Origin of the sequence: Sphingobium sp. TKS (assembly GCF_001563265.1) — a bacterium.
Classification (GTDB): domain Bacteria; phylum Pseudomonadota; class Alphaproteobacteria; order Sphingomonadales; family Sphingomonadaceae; genus Sphingobium.
Window position 1 is genome coordinate 1,825,154 of record NZ_CP005083.1, and the last position, 15,926, is coordinate 1,841,079.

The following is a 15,926-nucleotide window of genomic DNA, read 5'->3' on the forward strand; positions in this document are numbered from 1 at the left end:
CAGCCATGAAACTCGGCCGTCTCAATCATATCGGCGTCGCGACGCCTTCACTGGAAGCCAGCATCGCTTATTATCGCGACGTCATGGGCGCGACGATCACGCACGAGCCTTTCGACCTGCCCGCGCAGGGCGTGAAGGTCTGCTTCGTCGACACGCCGGGCGAGAATGGCACCAACGGTACGCAGATCGAACTGATCGAGCCCTTGGGCGAGAACTCGCCCATTCATGGCTTCATCGCCAAGAACCCGGCGGGCGGGCAGCATCATATGTGCTATGAAGTGCCTGACATTATCCAAGCCAAGGCCTGGTTCGAAGGGCTGGGCAAGAAGGTGCTCGGCGAACCGCGCATCGGCGCGCATGGCACGCTGATCTTCTTCGTCCACCCCAAGGATATGAACGGGGTGCTGACCGAAATCATGGAAACGCCGAAAGAGGGCGCGCATTGATATGACCGAGAAGCCGACGCTGGATCAATGGGCCACCGCCGCCGCCAAGGAGGTGAAGGGCAAGGACCTGAACTGGGATACTCCCGAGGGGATCACGGTGAAGCCGCTTTACACGGCGCAGGATGTGACCGTCGATCCGGGCCTTCCCGGCTTCGCGCCGTTCACGCGCGGCGTGCGCGCTTCCATGTATGCGGGGCGTCCCTGGACCGTCCGCCAATATGCGGGCTTCTCGACCGCCGAGGAATCCAACGCCTTCTATCGCCGCAACCTTGCGGCCGGTCAGAAGGGTCTCAGCGTCGCCTTCGACCTTGCCACCCATCGCGGCTATGACAGCGACCATCCCCGCGTCGTCGGGGATGTCGGCAAGGCGGGCGTCGCCATCGATACCATCGAGGACATGAAGATCCTGTTCGACGGCATTCCGCTCGACCAGATGTCCGTCTCCATGACCATGAACGGCGCGGTGATCCCGATCCTGGCCTTCTTCATCGTCGCGGGCGAGGAGCAAGGGGTCGAGCGCAAGCTGCTGGACGGGACCATTCAGAACGACATTCTGAAGGAGTTCATGGTCCGCAACACCTATATCTACCCGCCCGAACCCTCGATGCGGATCATCTCGGACATTTTCGGCTATACCAGCCGCGAGATGCCCAAGTTCAACAGCATCTCCATCTCCGGCTATCATATGCAGGAAGCCGGGGCGACGCAGGTGCAGGAGCTGGCCTTCACCATCGCGGATGGCGCGGAATATGTGCGCTATGGCGTGGCGAGCGGCCTCGATATCGACAAGTTCGCGGGTCGTTTGAGCTTCTTCTTCGCCATCGGCATGAACTTCTTCATGGAGATCGCCAAGCTGCGCGCCGCGCGCGTGCTGTGGCATCGGGTGATGACGAAGCTGGGCGCGCAGGACGAGCGCTCCAAGATGCTGCGCACCCATTGCCAGACATCGGGCGTGTCGCTGACCGAGCAGGATCCCTATAACAATGTCATGCGCACCACCATCGAGGCGATGGCGGCGATGCTGGGCGGCACGCAGTCGCTGCATACCAACGCGCTGGACGAAGCCATCGCTCTGCCGACCGACTTCTCGGCCCGCATCGCGCGCAACACGCAGATCGTCATCCAGGAAGAGACCGGCATGTGCAATGTCGTCGATCCGCTGGGCGGCAGCTATTATATCGAGGCGCTGACCCAGCAACTGGTCGACGCCGCGCAGGAGATCATCGACCGCGTCGAGGCCGAAGGCGGCATGGCGAAGGCGGTCGCGGCCGGCTGGCCCAAGGCGATGATCGAAACCGCCGCCGCAGCGCGTCAGGCACGCGTCGACCGGGGCGAGGACGTCATCGTCGGCGTCAACAAATATCGGCTTGCCAATGAAGACCTGCTGGAGACGCTGGAGGTCGATAACACCAAGGTACGCGAGGCCCAGATCGCCCGCATCAACCGGGTCAAGGCGGAGCGTAACGAGGAAGCGTGTCAGGCCGCGCTGGAAGCGCTGCGCCAAGCCGCGGCCGGTCCGCAGTCGATCGAAAACAACCTCCTCGCCCATGCCGTCGAGGCAGCGCGCGCCCGCGCCACGCTGGGCGAAATCAGCGCCGCCATGGAGGACAGCTTCAACCGCTACGGCACGCAGCCGACGCCGGTGAAGGGCGTCTATGGCAAGCCTTATGCGCAGGACAGCCGCTGGAAACAGGTTCTTGACGGGGTGCAGGCCGTCGAGCGGCGCCTCGGTCGCAAGCCGAAGATCCTCATCGCCAAGATGGGGCAGGACGGTCATGACCGGGGCGCCAACGTGATCGCGTCGGCTTTTGGGGACATGGGTTTCGACATCGTGTCGGGTCCGCTGTTCCAGACGCCGGAGGAAACGGTGGTGCTGGCGTTGGAGAGCGGCGTGGACGTGGTAGGCGCTTCGTCGCTTGCCGCAGGACATAAGACGCTCATTCCCGACCTCATCAAGCAGCTTCGGGAAAAGGGCCGCAACGACATCAAGGTGATTGCGGGCGGTGTCATCCCGCCGCAGGATTATGACTATCTCCGTGACGCGGGCGTTCAGGGGATTTATGGACCGGGCTCCAACGTCGTGGAATGCGCCGCCGATGTGCTGCGCCTCCTCGGCCACAACATGCCCCCGGCGGGGCTAGAGGAAGCCGCATAATGACCACCACTGCTCGCACTGACTGGACCCGCGACGAGATCGCCGCGCTGTTCGACCTGCCCTTCAACGACCTGATGTTCGAGGCGCAGTTGATCCATCGTGCGAACTTCCCGCGCAATGAAGTGCAGCTTTCGACCCTGCTGTCGATCAAGACGGGCGGCTGCCCGGAAGATTGCGGCTATTGCAGCCAGTCGACCGAGGCGGAAAGCGGCCTCAAAGCCACCAAGCTGATGGACGTGCAGGCCGTGCTTCAGGCGGCGGCGCAGGCCAAGGATCATGGTTCGGGCCGTTTCTGCATGGGCGCGGCGTGGCGCAATCCCAAGGAACGGGACATGCCCAAGCTCATCGAAATGGTGAAGGGCGTTCGCCAGATGGGCATGGAAACCTGCATGACGCTGGGCATGCTGTCGTCGGATCAGGCGAAGCAACTCGCGGATGCAGGGCTGGATTATTACAACCACAATATCGACACCTCGCCGGAAAATTACGCCAACGTCATCACCACCCGGACCTTTGAGGACCGGATCGAGACGCTGGAAAATGTCCGCGACGCCGGTATCAATGTATGCTGCGGCGGGATCGTTGGCATGGGTGAGACGCGCTCGGATCGCATCGGCTTCCTCCATGCGCTCGCCACCATGCCGCATCCCGAAAGCGTGCCGATCAACGCGCTGGTGCCGGTGGCCGGGACCGTGCTGGGCGACATGCTCAAGGACACGCCGCTTGGCCGTATCGACGAGGTGGAGTTCGTCCGCACTGTCGCGGTCGCGCGGATCGTCATGCCGCGCTCGATGGTGCGGCTCTCCGCCGGACGCGAGAGCATGAGCGAAGCCTGTCAGGCGCTCTGTTTCATGGCGGGCGCGAACAGCATCTTCACCGGCGACAAGCTGCTGACGGCGGCCAATGCCGGGGATGACAAGGACGCCGCTCTGCTCGGCAAGCTGGGCCTGACGCCGATGATGGCGCAGCCGCACGGGCATCTGGAAGCGGCTGAATAATTCAACACACATGCCGGTGGCTGCCTGCTCTCTTCAGGAAGGCGGACATCGGCAACTCAGCCCAAATGGGCCGAGAGGAATAGGACTGGGGCAAGGATAGATAATGGCAATCACCAAGATCCTGATCGCGAACCGTGGCGAAATTGCATGCCGCGTCATCCGCACCGCGCGGAAGATGGGCATCAAGACCGTGGCGGTCTATTCGGACGCCGACTCCCGCGCGCCGCATGTGCTGATGGCGGACGAAGCCGTCCATATCGGCCCGTCGCCCGCCGCCCAATCCTATCTGATTGCCGAAAAGATCATCCAGGCCTGCAAGGATACCGGCGCCGATGCCGTGCATCCGGGCTACGGCTTCCTGTCGGAGCGTGAGAGCTTCCGCAAGGCGCTGGACGCTGAGGGCATCATCTTCGTCGGCCCTCCCGCCAACGCCATCGCCGCGATGGGCGACAAGATCGAGTCGAAGAAGCTCGCCAAGGCAGCCGGCGTCAATGTCGTCCCCGGCTTTGTCGGCGTGATCGAGGACACCGAACATGCCGTCCGCATCTCCAACGAGATCGGCTATCCGGTGATGATGAAGGCGTCGGCCGGCGGCGGCGGCAAGGGCATGCGCCTTGCCTATTCCGAGCAGGACGTCCGCGAAGGCTTCGAGGCGACCAAGCGCGAGGGTCTCAACAGCTTCGGCGATGATCGCGTGTTCATCGAGAAGTTCATCGAAAGCCCGCGCCATATCGAAATCCAGATATTGGGCGATCAGCACGGCAACATCGTTTACTTGAACGAGCGCGAATGCTCGATCCAGCGTCGCCATCAGAAGGTGGTCGAGGAAGCGCCGTCGCCCTTCGTCAGCCCTGAAATGCGCAAGAAGATGGGTGAGCAGTGCGTCGCCCTGTCACGCGCGGTGGGCTATTTCAGCGCGGGTACGGTCGAACTGATCGTGTCGGGTGCGGACAAGACCGGCGACGGCTTCTACTTCCTGGAAATGAACACCCGTTTGCAGGTCGAGCATCCGGTCACCGAAGAGATCACCGGCCTCGATCTGGTCGAGCAGATGATCCGCGTCGCCAATGGCGAGGAACTGTCCTTCCGTCAGGAGGATGTGAAGATCAACGGCTGGTCGATCGAGAATCGCGTCTATGCCGAAGACCCCTATCGCGGCTTCCTGCCCTCGACGGGTCGTCTGATCCGCTACAATCCGCCTGAGTCCGGAGCCGATGAAACCGGAGCCAAGGTGCGCGTCGATGACGGCGTGGTCGAGGGCGGCGAGGTCAGCATGTTCTACGACCCGATGATCGCCAAGCTGATCACCTGGGCACCGACGCGTCTGGAAGCGATCGACAAGCAGATCGTGGCGCTCGACCAGTTCGAGATCGAGGGGCCGGGCCACAATATCGATTTCGTCTCTGCGCTGATGCAGCATGAGCGCTTCCGCTCGGGCAACATCACCACTGGTTTCATTGCAGAGGAATATCCCGAGGGCTTCATCGGCGCCCCGGCTTCCGAAACGCTGTTGAAGCGGCTGTCGGCCATTGGCGCCTTTGCCGCCATGGCGCAGGCGGATCGCGCCCGCCGGATCGAGGGGCAATTGGGCAAGCGCCTTGCTCCGCCGACCGACTGGCAGGTGAAGATCGGGGACGCGATCCATGACGTCGTGATCAACGGCGACGATGTCACCGTGGACGGCGAGGCGATCGAGTTGGCGCTGGAATATACCCCCGGCGACCGGCTGATCGAGGCGGAGTTCGGTGAGGAGCGACTGGCGGTGAAGATCGCTCCGGTACGCTCTGGCTTCGTGCTGACGGCTCATGGCGCGAGCCATAAGCTGCGCGTCCTGCCTGCCCATGCGGCGGTGCATGCGAAGCATATGATCGAGAAGATCCCGCCGGATTTGTCACGCTTCCTGATCTGCCCGATGCCAGGCCTGCTGGTCGCGTTGAACGTCAAGGAAGGCGACAAGGTCGAGATCGGCCAGCCGCTTGCGGTGATCGAGGCGATGAAGATGGAGAATATCCTGCGCGCGCAGAAGGCGGGCACGGTGAAGAGCGTCTCCGCCGCGCAGGGCGAAAGCCTGCCGGTCGACGCGATCATCCTGGAACTGGAATAATCCGGCCATCTTGTTTTGGGTGAGGTCGAAGAGGTGGCGTCGCAGCCTCTCTCGACTTTGCCTGATGGTCGGCATTAGCATGCCGGCATGCACCTGAACCACGATCCTGCGGCAGCGGCCGCTGACATCATCGGCTTCGACGATTTTCTGAACGTCGATATCCGGGTCGGCACGATCCTCTCGGCCGAGCCTTATCCGGAAGCGCGGAAGCCCGCCTATAAGTTGTTGATCGATTTCGGGCCGGGGATCGGACGGAAAAAGTCGAGCGCGCAGATCACCGAACATTATGCGTTGGAGGATTTGCCCGGACGGCAGGTTGCCGCTGTCGTCAACTTTCCGCCGCGCCAGATCGGCAAATTCCTGTCCGAAGTGCTGACGCTCGGCTTTGCGGACGAGGCAGGGGCGGTGGTGCTGTTTGCGCCTGATCGGATGGTGCCGGACGGGTCGCGGTTGTTTTGAGGGGATGGCGGAAATGATGTCCGCAACCCACCCTTTCAGGTCAAGCGAGACGCGATCTCTAAATCAACCCCTTGGCGCGCAGGCTGCTATGTCCCTGCGATCCGATGATGATATGGTCATGCACCGCGATGTTCAGCCTTTTGCCTGCCTCGGCGATCTGACGGGTAATCTCTATATCCTGGCGGCTGGGTTCCGGTGAACCGCTGGGATGATTATGCACCAGGATCAACGCCGCTGAACCGAGGTCGATAGCGCGTCGGATAACCTCCCGAGTATAGATCGCCGCCTGGTCGATCGATCCGTCACCCATATGTTCGTCGCGAATCAGCATGTTGCGGCTGTTGAGATGCAGCACCCGCACCCGTTCCACCGTCAGAAAGGCCATGTCGGCGCGCAGATAGTCCAGCAACGCCTGCCAACTCGCCAGCACCGGCTTTTCCGCCACCTCATTCCGCAGCGTCCGCAGCATCGTCGCCTGGACGATCTTGATCGCGGCTATGCTGGTGTCACCCATGCCGGGGACGCGGGCGATCGCCTGCCAATCTGCCGTCATAAGGCTTCCGATCCCGCCAAATTCCCGCAGCAGCGCCTTGGCCAGCGGCTTGGTATCGCGGCGCGGTATGGCGAGCGCGAGCAGATATTCGATCAACTCATGGTCGTGCAGCGCCTCGCCGCCGCTGTCCGCCAGCTTCTGGCGCAGCCTCGCGCGATGCCCTGCGCCGTCATGGGCGGTCTTCAAATCCTTTTCCGGCAATATCTTATCCGTCCCCCGTTCGCGGAGCGCGACGCTATTCATTGCGCATTTATCGAGCAAGGATATTTAGGGGTGATCGGACGTTGTGCAGGCGTTACGGACTTAACAGCGCGTTTGAAAGCCGGGGTTGGCCATAGGCATGGATGATGAAGACGGCGAAAAGGAGATTCGCCGGGGCTGGCTCCGCTGGCTTGGAGTGGGGACGGGATCGCTCGTGCTGGTCCTGGCCGCGCTATGGACGCAGCGCGCGCCCATAACCGAAAATTTCATCAGCCGCGAACTCAACAGGCGCGGGGTGGAAGGCAGCTATGACCTGACGAATATCGGCCTGCGCACCCAGCGTATCGAGAATATCGTGCTGGGCAATCCCGCCCGTCCCGATCTGACTGCGCGCTGGGTGGAGGTCGACATTGCCTTCACCGGGCTGACGCCGCAGGTGGCGGCGGTACGGGCCGGGGGCGTCCGGATGCGCGGTTCGCTGCGCAATGGCGCCCTGAACCTGGGAGAGATCGACAAGTTCCGTGATCCCCGGTCCACAGCGCCGTTCAGCCTGCCGGACATCGTGCTCGGGTTGAAGGATGCGCGGCTGCGGCTGGATACCGACGCGGGGCCTGTCGGCATGCAGATCGACGGCCAGGGGAATTTGCGGTCGGGTTTTCGCGGCAGGCTGGCGGCGGCGATGCCGAATGCCGGAAGCAAGAGTTGCGGCCTGGCCGATATGCGGGCGATGCTGGATGTCGCGATGCGGGATGGACGTCCTCACCTCTCCGGGCCGGTGCGCGGTCAGGCGCTGGCCTGCCGCGATGCAGGCACGGCCATGGCGAAACCGGCGGCGGATGTGGATGTCTGGCTGGGCAAGGCGCTGGACCGCTGGAGTGGCCATGTCGATCTGGCGGGTGAGGCGCTCAAATCCAACGGCATGGTCCTGGCGCAGCCTTCGGGCCGGATCGATTTCGACGGGACGGCCGCGGTGACGGCGGGAAGGGCGCGAATCAAGGCGGCCGCGCTGTCGGCGGCGGGCGCCCTGGCCGGGCCCGCCGATCTCCAGGGCGCCTGGCATGTCGGCAAGGATGGGGCGGCTCTGCAAGGGCGTCTGTCGGCCCGGCAATTGCGTCTGGCCGGGAGAGATCCCCTGGCCGGGGCGCGCGAATCGACAGCAGGGACGCCGGTAGAGCCGCTTGCGGCGCGGCTGGCCGATGCCGTGCGGCGGGCGGGTGAGGATAATGTCCTGCAAACTACCCTGGCCTTCGCTCAGCGCGGGAAGGGCGGCAGTCTGGTCCTGACCGACACCCGCTTTTTGGCACGCAGCGGTGCGCGGGCGACGATTCCGGGTGACGGACGCGTAACGATCGGCTGGCCGGGCAAGGGTGGCATGGCGATCGACTGGGCGCTTGACGGCGCGGTCACGACGGAAGGCGGCGGACTGCCCAAGGCGGCGTTGCGGCTGGGGCGGCGGCCGGGCGGCGGTTTTGGTGGGCAATTGTTCCTCGAACCCTATGCGGCGGGTGAAGCCAAATTGTCGCTCGAGCCAGTGCACTTCGTCGCCGGACCAAGGGGGGACACGCGATTCTCCACCACGGTGCGGCTCGACGGGCCGCTTCCGGGTGGACGGCTGCGGGGACTGGTGGCGCCGGTCGAGGGGCGATGGAGCGCCGATGGCTCGTTGGCGGTCAATCCGCATTGCGTGCCGGTCTCCCTGATTGATGCGCGCTATGGCAGTTTCTCGCTCGGGCGAGCCCGGCAGACCCTATGCCCGATCGGTCAAGGGCCGCTATTCGCTGCCGGACCTTCCGGCGTGCGGGGTGGCGCGGAAATCCGCAATCTGGCTCTGGCGGGCAAGAGCGGCGACAGTCCGATGCGCCTTACCGCCGACCGGGCGCGGATCGCCATCGGGCGGGAAGGTTTTGCGATCGCCAACGCCGATCTGTCTATCGGATCAGGGGAAGCGCCGGTTCGGCTGACCGCCGCGACGCTGGAAGGCAAGGTCGCGGGCAAGGGCTTTGGCGGCACTCTGACGGGCGTGGGTGGCAGGATCGGCGCTGTGCCGCTGATCGTCGAAAATGGCGCCGGTCAATGGAGCTTCGCAGCCGGAGCGCTCAAGCTGGCGGCAGGGCTGACGGTCCGCGACGCGCAGTCCCCGGGGCGGTTCGAGCCGCTGAAAGTGCCCGATTTCGCGCTGACGCTGAAGGATGGGCGGATCGCGGCGACAGGCTCGTTGCGGGCGCCGCGCAATGATGGCCTGGTCGCCCGGGCCGTGATTTCGCATGATCTGGGCAGCGGGAAGGGCAAGGCCGATCTGGCCGTGCCTGGCTTGTCCTTTGGTCCGGCCTTGCAGCCGGAGGATGTGACCCGGTTGGCGCTCGGCGTGGTGGCCAATGTGACGGCGATGGTCAGCGGAGAGGGGCATATCCGCTGGGACGGCACACATGTGACCAGCGACGGCCGGTTCCGCACCGATAACGCCAATTTGGCTGCCGCCTTCGGTCCTGTCGAGGGATTGTCCGGAGAATTGCACTTCACCGATCTGCTCGGCCTGGTCAGCGCGCCGGGGCAGGAGATGCGAATCAGGGTCGTCAATCCGGGTGTGGAGGTGCGCGATGGCGTAGTGCGCTATCGGCTGGAGGCCGGGCAGAAGGTGCGGATCGAAGGCGGCGGCTGGCCCTTTTCAGGCGGGCAACTGGTGCTTTTGCCGACCACCATGGATTTCAGCGCGGATGTCGACCGTTATCTGACTTTCCGGGTCATCGGACTGGATGCGGGAGCCTTCATCCAGGCGATGGACCTCAAGAATATCTCCGCGACAGGCACGTTCGACGGCATCATGCCTCTGATCTTCAACGCGCAGGGCGGGCGCGTGGCGGGCGGTGTATTGACCGCCCGTCAGCAGGGCATGCCGCCCCTGATGATGCCCGAGGGAGTCTTGCCCGTGATTCCCTGCGATCCCACGCGCCAGTCGGGGACATTGTCCTATGTCGGGCCGGTGTCGAACGAGCAACTGGGCGCAATGGGGCGGCTGGCCTTCGATGCGCTCAAGAATCTCCAATATAAATGCCTCACCATATTGATGGACGGTGCGCTGGACGGCGAGATGGTGACGAATGTCGTCTTCAATGGCGTCAATCGCGGACAGATCGGTGGAGCGCCCGCAGGTCTGGCGCGCAATTTCACGGGCTTGCCCTTCATCTTCAACGTGCGGATCGCGGCGCCCTTCCGCGGGCTGCTGGGGACGGCGCAGTCCTTCATCGACCCATCAACGCTCATACAAAACAGCATTGGCGACCAGATGCAGGAGAAGATGCGCCTGAAAATGGGTGAGGGCGGGGTTGCAGTTCAGCCTGCCGAAAGCGAAACTATGCGAAACGGGGAGCAGAAATGAAGAAGCGAACGATCATGACGGCGGGTTTCGCCGGTTTGGCTCTGGGGGGCTGCATCCAGGTGAAGGCCCCGGACAAGCCGATCGAAATCAACCTCAATGTGAAGATACAGCAGGAAGTCGTCGTCCGCCTGCAGCGCGATGCGCAGGATTTGATCCAGAATAACCCGGAGTTGTTCCCGCAATGACACGCAAGTTTTTGATGATCGCCGCCTCTGCCGCGGTCGCGCTGGCGACCGGGCTGGTCATGACCTCTCCGGCGCGCGCGCAGTCGGGCGTCGTCGCTGCCGCCATGGCGTCGGGCGCGGTGGGCGAACAGGCCGACGGCTATCTCGGCATTGCCGGTTCGGTGAGCGACGCGGTGCGTTCGGAAGTCGAATCGATCAATATCAAGCGCCGGGCCGTTTATACGGACCTGGCAGGCAAGCGTGGCGTGACGGTGCAGGATGTCGCCGCCGCGACTGGATGCCAGACGCTCAGCAGCCGGGTGAAGCAGGGTCAGGTCTACCGCATCGGCGCCGGTGCGTGGCAGACCAAGGGGGCCGGGCCGATCGCATTGCCCTCCTATTGCGCGACGGCTGGCTGATTTCCGCCGCGCTAGTGGACTTTTGACCCAGCTTCGTCTGGACGGGAAATTCTCCTGCCCATCGACGGTTGACACTCCCGAAAGCCCTTTCTAAACGGGCCGCGCCTTGACGGGTGCAGCCGCAAGCGCCATGCCGCCTGACGTTGGGTTTGAAAGCCTTAACGGAAAGGATGGTCGATGGCGGCGGATGTACCGGGGCAGGACCCGGCGGGGGAAGATGCGCGGATCACTTCTTTGGAGGAGCGGATCGCGCAGGCCGAACACGCCGAAAAGGTCAGACAGGGGACACAGGTGCAACAGGCGGACGATGGGTCGCGCCTGGGCAACAGGGTTCTCGCGGAGCTGATCGGCGGTCTTGCTGGCGGTGCTGTGGTTGGTGGGACTCTGGACTACTTTCTGCGGACATCCCCATGGCTCCTGTTGGCATTCCTCGGTCTTGGGATCGTGGCGGCGTTCAGGAACATCATCAGATTGACGACGACGAAGCGTCCCGACCAATAGGGACGCTTTTGTCTTAGTCCGAATGCAATGACGTTACAGGGGTCCAGCGTGGCACAATCCGGCAAAATCGATCCGATGCACCAGTTTGCGATCGAACCGCTGTTCGGTACGGATCATCTGTCGTTGGGCGGCTTCAACATCGCCTTCACCAACAGCGCGCTCTATATGGTGGCCGCCGCCGTGGTGTTGTGGATCTTCGTCGTCGGCGGGATGAAGCGGGAACTGGTCCCCGGCCGTTGGCAGATGGCGGTCGAATATATGACCGGCTTCATCAAGAGCCTGCTGATCGCCAATGTGGGTGAGGGCGGCAAGAAGTACATTCCTTACGTCTTCTCGCTGTTCATGTTCATCCTGTTGGCGAACCTGCTCGGCCTGCTGCCGCTGGGCTTGGTCGGCCTGCACCCCTTCACCTTCACCAGCCATTTCACCGCGACCGGCGTGCTCGCGATCATGAGCTTCTCGATCGTGCTGGGGGTTGGCTTCTGGAAGCATGGGCTCCACTTCTTCTCGCTGTTCGTGCCGCACGGCACGCCCCTGCCGATGATCCCGGTCATTTTCCCGATCGAGCTGATCTCGTTCATGGTGCGTCCGTTCAGCCTTGGTCTGCGACTGTTCGTTGCAATGACCGCCGGTCACGTCCTGCTCAAGGTGCTGGCGGGCTTCGTCATCAACGCATCGAACGCGGGCGTCGGCTATGGCCTCACGGTCGGCAGCGCCAGCTTCATCCTTATGATCGGCATCAGCGCCCTGGAAGTGCTGGTGGCGGTGATCCAGGCCTATGTGTTCGCGCTGTTGACCTCGGTCTACATCAACGATGCCGAAAACCTGCACTAAGAATTTCCGTTAGTTCCTCAACGTTTGACTAGAGTTTAGAAAAGGGAGTTTACGACATGGACGCAGAAGCCGCAAAGCTGCTCGGTGCTGGCCTAGCCGCCATCGGTGCGGGCATCGCCGCCCTCGGTGTGGGCAACGTCTTCAGCTCGTTCCTCGAAGGCGCGCTGCGCAACCCCGGCGCCGCCGACGGTCAGCAGGGCCGCCTGTTCATCGGTTTCGCCGCGGCGGAACTTCTGGGTCTGCTGGCGTTCGTTATCGCCATGATCCTGGTGTTCGTGGCCTAAAAAGCCGCTTTTGGTCGGGCAGGGAGCGCCTTCATGGCCTCCATGCCCGTCCTTTGATTGACCGCGCCCTGATCGGACGGACCGAAAAATGCCTCAAATCGCGCAAATTGCCGAAACCTACTCATCGCAGATCTTCTGGCTGCTGTTGACCTTCGGCTTCGTTTTCTTCGTCATCGGCCTGGGCATGGTGCCCAAGGTTCAGGCGACGGCTGATGCGCGTGACGCGAAGATCACCGGCGATCTGGATGCCGCCAAGGCGGCTTTCGCCCGTGCCGATGAAGCGGAGGCGGACTATCGGGTCCGTGACGCCGAAAGCCGTGGAGCCGTTCAGGCCATGCTGGCGAAGGCGAAGGCGGAAGCGGCCAAGGCCTCCGAAGTCAAGCTTGCAGCCGCGGATGCGGAAATCGCAGGCCAGATCGGCGCGGCCGAAGCCCGCATCAAGGCTGCGTCCAACGCGGCCATGGCAGAGATTGAAACCGTTGCCGCTGATGCAGCGCGCGACATGGTGGCTCGCATTTCCGGCGTGGACGCGTCGGACGAGGCAGCCCGCAACGCAGTAAAGGCGGCACTGGCCCATGGCTGAGGCAGCAGCACAGCATAGTGAGGCGGAAGCCCCGCATATGAATCAGGCAATCCATTCGGAAGGTATGGAGCCGGTCGGCACCGTCGCCCATGAAGGCGTGGCGCCGCACACCGACCCAAAGGCGGTCGGCATGGACGCCACGGCCTGGGTCAGCCTGGCGATGGCGGTCTTCATCGGCATTTTGCTGCTCAAGAAGGTGCCCGGCCTGATCGGCGGCGCGCTGGACGGCCGCATCGCGCAGATCAAGACGCAATTGGAGGAAGCCTCCAAGCTGCGGACCGAAGCCGAAGCGCTCAAGGCGGAATATGAAGCCAAGCTGACTGCGGCGGCCGGCGAAGCCGATGCCATGCGCAAGTCGGCCGAGCATGAAGCGGCTACGCTGCTGGAAGATGCGAAGGCCAATGCCGCCGCTCTGGTCGTGCGTCGTCAGAAGATGGCGGAAGACAAGATCGGCGCGGCCGAACGCGCGGCGATAGCCGATATCCGGTCCAAGGCAGTGACCGCTGCGACGAATGCAGCAGGGGCGCTGATCGCGCAGGGGCATGATGCCAAGGCCGACAAGATATTGGTCGACGACGCGATCAAGGGGCTCGGGCCTAGCGTTTGAAACCCGTTTGATGGTTAGGAAAAAAGGGCCGGTGCGGATTGTCGCACCGGCCCTTTCTGTTTGAGCCATCGGCGCCAGAGCAGTCTATGGCTAGGATTGGCCATTTCCGGACATTTTCGAAGTTCGTCATCCCCGCCTTCGCGGGAATGACGAAACAGGAAGCGTCCCCTATCCGCCCGAACAGCCGTATTTTGTCAGACTGATCGGCGGGCGCCATTGCGATCCCTGCCGGGACCGCTATCTCTGCCGCATGTCCGGTCCTCAATCTCCCGATCGTTTTCACGAAGACAAAGCCACCTCTACCGTCACCGGCAGCCAGCCCGATATCGATGCGGGCGTAGAGGCGATCCGCAACACGTTGAAGACTCTGCCGACGCGTCCCGGCGTCTATCGGATGCAGGATGCGCGCGGCGACGTGCTTTATGTCGGCAAGGCGCGGGCGCTGCGAAACCGGGTCACCAACTATACCCAGGTGGATCGCTTGCCAAAGCGGCTCCAGCGCATGGTGGCGCAAACGCGCTCCATGACGATCGTCACCACCAATAGCGAGGCTGAGGCGCTGTTGCTGGAAGCGCAGCTCATCAAGCGTTTCCGCCCACCCTATAACGTCCTGCTGCGCGACGACAAAAGCTTTCCCTTCATCCTGCTGCGCGAGGATCATGAATTCCCCCGTGTGCAGAAACATCGCGGGGCGCGCAAATATAAGGGCCGCTATTACGGCCCCTTCGCCAGCGCCGGATCGGTCACGCGGACCATCAACGCCCTGCAAAAGCTGTTCCTGCTCCGAAGCTGCACCGACAGCTTCTTCGCCAACCGCTCGCGTCCCTGCCTGCTCTATCAGATCCGCCGCTGCTCCGCGCCCTGCGTCGGACGGATCGACGACGCCCATTATGCTGAGTTGGTCCAGGACGCGCAGGACTTTCTGGGCGGCAAATCGACCGCGGTGCAGAAGAAGCTGGGCGAGGCCATGCAGGCGGCTTCCGACGCGATGGATTTCGAACAGGCGGCGGTGCTGCGCGACCGGCTGAAGGCGCTGACCTTCATCCAAGGCAGCCAGGCGATCAACGCCGAGGGGCTGGGCGATGCAGACATATTCGCGCTGGCGACCAAGGGCGGGTCGATGTGCATCCAGGCCTTCTTCATTCGCGGCGGGCAGAATTGGGGCCATCGCAGCTTCTTCCCTGTCCACACCGCCGAGGTGGCGGAGGATGAGGTGCTCAGCAGCTTCATGGCGCAATTCTACGAAGAGGTGCCGCCGCCCAAGCTGATCCTGTCCGATCGCGCGCCCGCCGAATGCGAACTGATGGCGCAGGCGCTGACCGAACGCATCGGTTCCAAGGTGCGGATCGAGGTGCCGCAGCGCGGCGACCGCACCCGCCTGATCAAGCAGGCGCAGCGCAATGCGGTGGAGGCGCTCGACCGGCGGCTGGCGGAAACCACGACGCAGGCCAAGGTGCTGGAGGAGATGGTCGAGGCCTTCGGGCTGGATGGCGTGCCCGACCGGATCGAGATCTACGACAACAGCCATATCCAGGGCGCCCATGCCCTGGGCGCGATGGTCGTCGCCGGGCCAGAAGGCTTCCGCAAGAACGCCTATCGCAAGTTCAACATGCAGAATCCCGAAACCTCCAACGACGATTTCGCGATGATGCGCGAGATGTTCGAGCGCCGCTTTGGCCGGGCGGCCCGCGAAGATCCGGATCGCGACAGCGGCGAATGGCCCGATCTGGTGTTGATCGACGGCGGCAAGGGGCAATTGTCCGCCGCCCGCGCGATCCTGGAGGATATGGGCATAGAGGATGTCTGCATGATCGGCATCGCCAAGGGGCCGCATCATGGCCGCGAGGGGCGGGAGGTCTTTCACATGCCGGATGGTCGGGAGATATCATTCCCGCTCAACCATCCCGTCCTTTTCTACCTCCAGCGCCTGCGCGACGAGGCGCACCGCTTCGCCATCGGCGCGCACCGGCAAAAGCGCAGCAAGGCGATCACCGTCAGTTCGCTCGACGAAGTGCCCGGCATCGGCCCTTCCCGCAAGAAGGCGCTGCTGATGCATTTCGGAACCGCCAAGGCCGTGAAAAGCGCGGCGCTGGAAGATTTGTTGAAGGCGCCCGGCGTATCCAAGGCGGTGGCGCAACAGGTCTACGACTATTTTCACGGCTGACCTCACGACCGGGGCCGGTGCTGCCCCTGTGACCGTCAGGATCCGCATGTCCGATTATCTTTGCGATGAGCGGATCGC

The 15,926-nt window shown here is 63.4% G+C and carries 15 protein-coding genes; 14 read left to right on the forward strand and 1 reads right to left on the reverse strand.

The features are described from left to right. Positions 1-5: 5 nt before the first annotated feature. The 5 genes from mce to K426_RS09195 all read left to right on the forward strand — a co-directional run bounded on the left by mce (position 6) and on the right by K426_RS09195 (position 6,162). Positions 6-446: a methylmalonyl-CoA epimerase gene (gene mce, locus K426_RS09175; protein WP_066556143.1), complete on the forward strand. Its 441-nt coding sequence runs from the start codon at positions 6-8 to the stop codon at positions 444-446. Between the two features lies 1 nt (position 447). Beyond that, a complete protein-coding gene (gene scpA, locus K426_RS09180) occupies positions 448-2,601 on the forward strand; it encodes a methylmalonyl-CoA mutase (RefSeq protein WP_066556149.1) in 2,154 nt (717 codons plus the stop codon). Next, positions 2,601-3,599 carry a biotin synthase BioB gene (gene bioB, locus K426_RS09185; protein WP_066556152.1) on the forward strand — a complete coding sequence of 333 codons (999 nt, stop codon included), beginning with the start codon at positions 2,601-2,603 and terminating at the stop codon, positions 3,597-3,599. Before scpA ends, bioB begins: the two co-directional genes overlap by 1 nt. 103 nt (positions 3,600-3,702) lie before the next feature. Continuing rightward, positions 3,703-5,703: an acetyl-CoA carboxylase biotin carboxylase subunit gene (locus K426_RS09190; protein ID WP_066556153.1), complete on the forward strand. Its 2,001-nt coding sequence runs from the start codon at positions 3,703-3,705 to the stop codon at positions 5,701-5,703. Positions 5,704-5,790: 87 nt separating this feature from the next. Then, positions 5,791-6,162, forward strand: a complete 372-nt coding sequence (locus tag K426_RS09195) for a tRNA-binding protein (RefSeq protein ID WP_066556154.1) — start codon at positions 5,791-5,793, stop codon at positions 6,160-6,162. A gap of 58 nt (positions 6,163-6,220) precedes the next feature. Here the strand turns inward: K426_RS09195 and radC are convergent, their stop codons facing one another. Further along, positions 6,221-6,916: a RadC family protein gene (radC, locus tag K426_RS09200; RefSeq protein ID WP_066561579.1), complete on the reverse strand. Its 696-nt coding sequence runs from the start codon at positions 6,914-6,916 to the stop codon at positions 6,221-6,223. Positions 6,917-7,055: 139 nt separating this feature from the next. Here radC and K426_RS09205 point away from each other — a divergent pair, with 139 nt between their 5' ends. The 9 genes from K426_RS09205 to uvrC all read left to right on the forward strand — a co-directional run bounded on the left by K426_RS09205 (position 7,056) and on the right by uvrC (position 15,848). Further along, positions 7,056-10,292 (forward strand): intermembrane phospholipid transport protein YdbH family protein, encoded by a 3,237-nt coding sequence (locus tag K426_RS09205; RefSeq protein ID WP_066556155.1) that lies wholly within the window; start codon positions 7,056-7,058, stop codon positions 10,290-10,292. After that, entirely contained in the window at positions 10,289-10,477 is a 189-nt protein-coding gene (locus tag K426_RS09210) for a YnbE family lipoprotein (RefSeq protein ID WP_066556158.1), read from the forward strand. Before K426_RS09205 ends, K426_RS09210 begins: the two co-directional genes overlap by 4 nt. Then, the gene (locus tag K426_RS09215; RefSeq protein ID WP_066556160.1) at positions 10,474-10,875 is read left to right on the forward strand and encodes a YdbL family protein; all 402 of its coding nucleotides are present in this window, start codon (positions 10,474-10,476) and stop codon (positions 10,873-10,875) included. The genes K426_RS09210 and K426_RS09215 overlap by 4 nt, the downstream gene beginning before the upstream one ends. 177 nt (positions 10,876-11,052) lie before the next feature. Beyond that, a complete protein-coding gene (locus K426_RS09220; RefSeq protein WP_066556161.1) occupies positions 11,053-11,376 on the forward strand; it encodes an AtpZ/AtpI family protein in 324 nt (107 codons plus the stop codon). 48 nt (positions 11,377-11,424) lie between these two features. Next, positions 11,425-12,210: a F0F1 ATP synthase subunit A gene (locus tag K426_RS09225; RefSeq protein ID WP_066561580.1), complete on the forward strand. Its 786-nt coding sequence runs from the start codon at positions 11,425-11,427 to the stop codon at positions 12,208-12,210. A gap of 56 nt (positions 12,211-12,266) precedes the next feature. After that, positions 12,267-12,494, forward strand: a complete 228-nt coding sequence (locus K426_RS09230) for a F0F1 ATP synthase subunit C (RefSeq protein WP_004207392.1) — start codon at positions 12,267-12,269, stop codon at positions 12,492-12,494. Between the two features lie 88 nt (positions 12,495-12,582). Beyond that, positions 12,583-13,077, forward strand: a complete 495-nt coding sequence (locus K426_RS09235; protein WP_066556162.1) for a F0F1 ATP synthase subunit B family protein — start codon at positions 12,583-12,585, stop codon at positions 13,075-13,077. Continuing rightward, positions 13,070-13,684: a F0F1 ATP synthase subunit B family protein gene (locus K426_RS09240; RefSeq protein ID WP_066556163.1), complete on the forward strand. Its 615-nt coding sequence runs from the start codon at positions 13,070-13,072 to the stop codon at positions 13,682-13,684. The genes K426_RS09235 and K426_RS09240 overlap by 8 nt, the downstream gene beginning before the upstream one ends. Before the next feature lie 250 nt (positions 13,685-13,934). Next, complete coding sequence (gene uvrC / locus K426_RS09245; protein WP_066556165.1) at positions 13,935-15,848, forward strand: excinuclease ABC subunit UvrC; 1,914 nt, start codon at positions 13,935-13,937, stop codon at positions 15,846-15,848. Positions 15,849-15,926: the final 78 nt, after the last annotated feature.